At 31.0% G+C, this 6581-nt stretch carries 4 protein-coding genes; all 4 read right to left on the bottom strand.

The genetic code is table 11. The annotated features are described in order from the left end of the window. Positions 1 to 1035 precede the first annotated feature (1035 nt). Positions 1036 to 1203 carry a hypothetical protein gene (locus CN514_RS25960; protein ID WP_176526027.1) on the bottom strand — a complete coding sequence of 56 codons (168 nt, stop codon included), beginning with the start codon at positions 1201 to 1203 and terminating at the stop codon, positions 1036 to 1038. A 96-nt stretch (positions 1204 to 1299) separates the two neighbouring features. After that, complete coding sequence (locus CN514_RS21810) at positions 1300 to 2577, bottom strand: HU family DNA-binding protein (protein WP_098234375.1); 1278 nt, start codon at positions 2575 to 2577, stop codon at positions 1300 to 1302. A 311-nt stretch (positions 2578 to 2888) separates the two neighbouring features. Continuing rightward, positions 2889 to 4088, bottom strand: a complete 1200-nt coding sequence (locus tag CN514_RS21805; protein WP_098234374.1) for a tyrosine-type recombinase/integrase — start codon at positions 4086 to 4088, stop codon at positions 2889 to 2891. Between the two features lie 537 nt (positions 4089 to 4625). Further along, positions 4626 to 6581: helicase-related protein (locus tag CN514_RS21800; RefSeq protein ID WP_217993953.1), on the bottom strand; the 1956-nt coding region annotated here is incomplete at its 5' end.

Here is a 6581-nt window from a genome sequence, read left to right as displayed (position 1 = left end):
AAACATGCATTTGCTGTAATTATCATGTTTTGTTTAATTTTTATAGGAGTAATACTTATTAATTCATTTACACAAAAAAACACTATCTCTACCTATTGGTATCACTCGATGTCAGTTCTAAGTGAAACTATATTAACTATGCAAGATTTAAGTACAATCTTTACACTATTATTAACGCAGGAAAATTATACCATGAATAAGTAGTATTTTAATAGAATTGTTTTCTTACCTGGACATTCTGTCTCTACCTCAACAAGCAATAAAAGAGGGAAATTATCACGATAAAGTATTTATTATAGGAAAATAGTGGCATTTAAGTAAACCAGTGGAGAGCGACAAGGGAAATGCTTCGACAGTAAAGAGGAACTTACAATTGTAAAATTAATTACACTCAATACCGATAAGCACAATCTTATAACATTCAAATGTCTTTCTTATTCTGGTAAAGTTAAGTATAACAACAAAAAGACAATCGATTCCGTATGCTTCTTTGGGAATTATTTTATGTAAGTAAATGTGACTTAGGTTTAATAAAGTATAAATTTTACATGGTGTGTAATTTAAACTACTTCTGGTCAATTTACTATTTGAACACCGCCAAAATGTGGAAATACGCCCCCTTATACTCAGCAAAAGAAAAGAGACTCCTTGGTTTGGAATCTCTTAAAGTTACACACTATTTCTGCCGCACTAACATTGTAGTCAATAAATTCTTCACATTATCCTGTATCAAGAGACCGTTATCTAGCTTGTCTTCTTTGCTAGGTCTATTATCATTTTCATTAAAAAAGATGTAATTCTATCAACATCCGTTGATACATATACGTTTTGTTACTTGCTTCTTTTTAGGCTTACAGAAAATTCCCATTAGTCCTCTTGATACAATTAACCCCGAATCCACCTAAATTTCTCATTTATAACTCTGTTTAAGTTCTGTAAAAGATATTGTGCTCTTCGACTCCCTCCCTTCGTTCGACTCATTAATTTGATTGCACTTGACGAATTCTAGCGAATCCTATTAATACATAATCATTTCTACTGTAGAAAACTTGAATATGATTTGTATGATGCACCTTCCTTGGAAGGTGCATCTGAAGCTCGACTATCAGACTGTTGTTGAGCATTTTTGCGAAACGTACAGTCTGTTGTACGAGACACGACCCGAAGGGGATGTGGTAATTCTTTTGGCCTACGTCTTTTCAACTTACCCGTTTTTATATTTACTTTCTTTTAAGAAATTCAGAAAGAACCTAGTAGTACCAAGGGTTCTGAGAGTTACTTACCTATTTTTATAAGCAGTCACATTTTCTCAACTAACTTCTCAAAATATGAAACTGCAGCACCATTCAAATACCCTTCCAGTAATTTTCTCATTCTACTTGAAGGTATGTATAACTCAATCTTCTCCCCTCTTCTAACTCTGCTACGGAACAACCATTGAATCAATTCCGACAAAGCCCAAAAATCTTCATCTACCTTAATCTCATGTGATTGGAAGAATTGCTTTTCAAAGGGATTCATGAATCGATTGGCGAGATAGATACAAACCTCTTTGTCAATATAATCGTTTGTTGCTCTAGCTGTAAGAGGTACAAATTGTTTGACCGCAGATGTTGGTGCAAGTTTCTTCTTATAATCCTTTAAGCATGTCCACATTACTAAATCAGACTTAACCTTGCACTTGTTCTTAAAGAAGTTATAAGAGTTGTCTTTAATTAACTTGGCTATTACATAATCCTTAGCATTTTTCTCAAGCCAACCTTTACTAAAAGCAGTTCTGTCATCACCAATAGCATTCAAATTTTTTTCGTTTGACTTTGATGGATAATAGATATTAATTAGTTGCTTTAGAATACTTACATCCTCTTGCATAGGTCTTACATATTGAGTTAGTTCATAACGATTGGTATTATTATCGAACTTAACAGAGTTAAACTTGAATTTCACATCAAACAATTCAAAATAGTATCTTTGTGATTGACCCCAAAACATATAAGTTAATATGTTTACTGATTTGAATGCTTGGAATACGGATATTGGAAATGTCCAAAACATCGCAGTGTTATTGAAAATCATTAAGTTTCCCGTTCTAGCCAATCTTTCAATTCGTTTAAAAGCCCCATCGTAGTTGCTTTTAATCCAGTACACATAACCAGTTTCACCAACTGTAATGTATTGCTCATTTCCATCATGACCAAGAAGTAATTTTATATCGTCTTTGCTAATAGGTGCATGTTCAATCACATTAGCAACCTCGTCAAGTATTAAGGTATACCCATTTGCTCGAATTAGTGTTAGCGTAACTTCATCAAAGTTTGAAAAAAGTGAATGTGTGCTTACGATATCCTTTCTACTTCCTAATAACTTCTTCAGGCTTTCTAATTTTGTAACACCCTGTTTATCTACTTGAGGTTCGTAAAACTTTCTGTTTGTCACAGCTTGCTTCACTCGATTAACCTCAGTTAAAAATGGAGTTATGAATATGAATTTTTCTGATGAGTCAGCCTCATTTATAGCTTGAATTGCCCAAGATGTTTTACCTTTACCACATGTTGCATCAATAATTTGTATAGTCACTTTAAATTCCCCCTCTTTAAAGTCAATTCTTTTGTTTAAATCTATTATATTAGTATACCTAATCAACTTTAATTAACTGATTCGGTACATCATTTTATTACTTACTAATATCAAAAATCCTCATCCACGTATCATCATCTTCTTTTCCTTCTTTACCTACTAGGTAAAACACTAGACTTTAACCTTCACCAGTTTAAAGTTCATTTACTTTCTCAATTACTTCATCTAAAACAATTCCCAGCATTTCCTCAAAGTACATCTTATTTATATTACTATTTAACATAGTAAGAAAGAAAAGTTAAGCGAACTGCTTATAACACAATATATTCTTTAATTAACTCTCTCAATGAATGCCTTGAAGGTTGGTTAATTGGCATATTGAATCTTTCCAATGTCATATCGACCACTTCATTAATTTCTAATCCCTGTTCCAACTGAACATCAGCAAATCGAACCATTCCTGATTGACTAATAGTAGTAGCATTCAAGTACTTATAATCCCATTGTTTAGAGATTCGAAGGATTCTTTGACTAATGATTTGAGATTTAGTTTCCTTACCTCTCAATGCCCTTACCACCTTATTACTAGCTGTTAATTCATATACTCTACTTGTTTCTCCATTGATTGAAACATATGTCATTTGATTAATAGCACCCCTAACAACCACAATCGTTTCTTTGCTGACTAGAAGAGTTCTGTTAGGTAAGTGAATAATGTTATTTTCAAAATCAATATCAGACTGTTTAAGATTAATGATTTCTTTAAACCCGTTTTTGATACTTACCCCTTCAAAAATTAATGCTAGCAATACTGCATCCTGGTCGTTTTCTGTTTGATTTGCCATAGCATAAACTTCATCCTTTGGAAATAATTCAACTTTGTATAAAAGTGGCTTAAGTGTATCCCTATCACTAAATGATTTAGCGTAGTTTTTTTTGTTAATAGTAAGACTATGTTTAATTGCAAAGTCAATGTATTGGCGAATGGTTGCCATTGTATTTTGTAAACTCTGTACCGTTGTCAAATGTAATGAAATGACTAATTCCTGCAATTCTACATGTGTGAAGTCGAATAAGTCTTTTCCCAACCCTTTTTCCATCTCAGCAGTCTTTCTAAAAAGGTTCATAGCAACGCGTTTTCCATCACCTTTATACTTATCTGTGAACTTGTCTTTATATTCAAAATTAAAGTATAGTTCGGGAATATCTGCATATTTTATCTCATTACCTTTTTCATCAATGAATTTAGGTAAATCTTCACCATCTGATAAAATCATTGGATTAAATATATTATTTTTAGTGATTTTAAAGAATACTTGTAGCAGATGTGTTAGTTCATTTGAATCGAGATTATCGATTCCCTCTTGGCTGAATATAGATTTAACTTTAGCTTTTGGAATATTTGTACTTAAATCCATTTCTAGTGTTGATTTAATTGTGGGTATTAAATTAGTTTCTTGAACTATCTTATTTAATTCGTGATTGATTTCTGTTATATTGATTTTTTTCACTTATATATCTCCTTCTTTATTTCGTTTGGTTTTAGAACAGGTTCTTTGTAAATATATCTCTACAAAAAGAGTACTATATATATCAAACTCAGTCAATTCTTTTGTTTAATACGATAAAAGTTATTATTATTTTTATTGCTATTCGAGGAAATGATTCTCCAAATAATAAATGATTTCTATACTAGACAACACCTTCTCTTACATAATAACTACCCCCTCAAAGTATTGGTTTGACAAACTCACTGTAAATAGTGAATGGTAGTAATGAGAATAATTAGTTAAACAGTCATAATAAAACCAATATTTTATTAAATATTAAATAGTCAATTTCACTTTTAATTTATTGCACAATAGAAAACAGGCTAATCCATCTAATGGACTAACCTTTTAGTTCAATCTATAAGCTCTATATACTCATTCGCAACTTCTTCGACCGACAAATCTAAATACTTCGTAGTAATCTCCATCTAAGTTTGAAAGAGAGTGAAAGCCTTACTTCTATTGTTTCAGCAAGTAGATTAGCTCTTAACTTTCCCATTAAGAGTAGAAACTTTTTTTCAATTTTTCAAATGAAATTACGGATAATTTATTCTCTAATTCTTTTGTTATTTTTTCATTGTTATCTCTAACCAGTTTTTTTAATTCTCTCAATGAATCATATTGTAAATGATTTATTTTCATCCAATCAGACAAACATATAATGACTTCTCTATCATCAAACCCTATCTCGACTAAATCCAATTCATATTTATCCTTTAAACCATAATTTAAATAATTCGGCCAGTTAAATATTTCCTCTGATATTTCTTTGTTGGACTCTTCAAGTAAATTAAAAACAATCCTAATTATTTTTGATGAGTATATTTGAATTAAAGAATGTATTATATAGGTAAAAATATTTAATAATTTATCTACTTCAATATTCGTTTCCTTCGATATATCTTTATACCAGCTGCCACTTAACCACAGAATAACAATTTTTTTTAAAGTTTCTTTTGTTAACTCAATTCTATTAATTTCTTCAAATTCGTTAATTTTAAAAGTAAACTGAGGAAATGAAAATAATAGGTCAAAAATTTGATTAATCCATTCATCTTTTAATGGATTGTTAGTATTTGTCCATATGGCATCGTCTAAATTGATGCCCGCCTTAACTTGTTCATAAATTCTAATGTTGGAATGACTCCTCTTCATCAACTTAAACTCGTCACTCTTAATATAAAATTTAAGTTTTTTCCCACGCAACTGGAATAAATTCTCAAGAGTTTCTTTTTCTTTGTCCGAAGCTTGAAAATATGCGTAGGTTTTTTGCATTAATAATCTTATCTGGGTCTCAAGTTCCTGTTCTTCAACCTCTTCTGATAACAAATTTATTAAAGAAATATCAATAGAATCGATTAGTTCTAAGAATTGTTCATTTTGGTTTTCTAAAAAATCATTATCTAGAGTTAATTGCCGCCTTGTAACAAGTTTAGTTATTTCGTCAATAATGAAATATAAAACTCCATTGGAATCTTCATTTTTTTCGTTATTAATCACATCGAAAATTGTTTGCTCGTCAGCTGGATTAGTAACAATAACTAATCCTTTAGTTTCCTTACCTGCTCTCCCCGCCCTCCCAACTAGATTTTTCAAGTCTCTTATTTTAATACTTACCCATTCTTCACTTTTAGGATTATACCTTTTTGCTGAGTGTATCACTATAACTTTAATTGGTAGGTTTACCCCTTCAGCTAATGTATTCGTACAGATTACAAGGCGAACTTCAGAGTTTCTTATACTTTCTTCAATTAATTCCCTTATATCTTGTGGTAAATCTCCATGATGAAATAAAACTCCATGGTTAACAAGTCTGCTAAGAAGGTATTCTTCACCAAATATCCTTTTAAAGTGTTCAGCAAGTTTCTTAATCTTTTCGGGATTTGAATAATTTTGTGGTTTTGGCAAATCCAATATTTCTATTTGTTTAATAGTCTCCTCTGCTAGACCTATGACTCCTCTATCTCCTTTTTTCTGTGGAGTAAATAACGCAACTGTACCTGTAATAATTGACTTTAATGCAGTAGCCACTGATTTGCTCTTAAAGCTCGAATGTCTATAAGTATTTGGTCTTTGCGTTACAGCATTTATAAATTGGAAATCATTTCTAGTTAAAAAATTATAAAGTTGATAACTATAGGGTTTTTCCATTTGAGGGTTCATGTCCAACATGAAATTTCTATTTTGCATATTTTTTAAAAAAGCATATTCTAACTGTGTAGGTCGATACTCGGACTTTACTATAGTATTTGCATCACCATCAAGCCATTCATTTATATGTTCAATATTTGGTATAATTGCTGATAGAAAAATGAATTTTTTTGGTGAATCTACGTTACTGTTCGCCCTAAACTTTGATAAAAGTAGTTCATAGCTTAATCCCCTACCCTCATCATCAATTAAATGCCCCTCATCACAAATTATTAATGAAAACTGATTATATATATCTGGTAA

Source organism: Bacillus sp. AFS001701 (genome assembly GCF_002559405.1).
Classification (GTDB): Bacteria; Bacillota; Bacilli; order Bacillales; family Bacillaceae_G; genus Gottfriedia.
The sequence above is the reverse complement of the archived record's forward strand: the minus strand, read 5'-3'. Positions and strand labels throughout refer to the sequence as shown.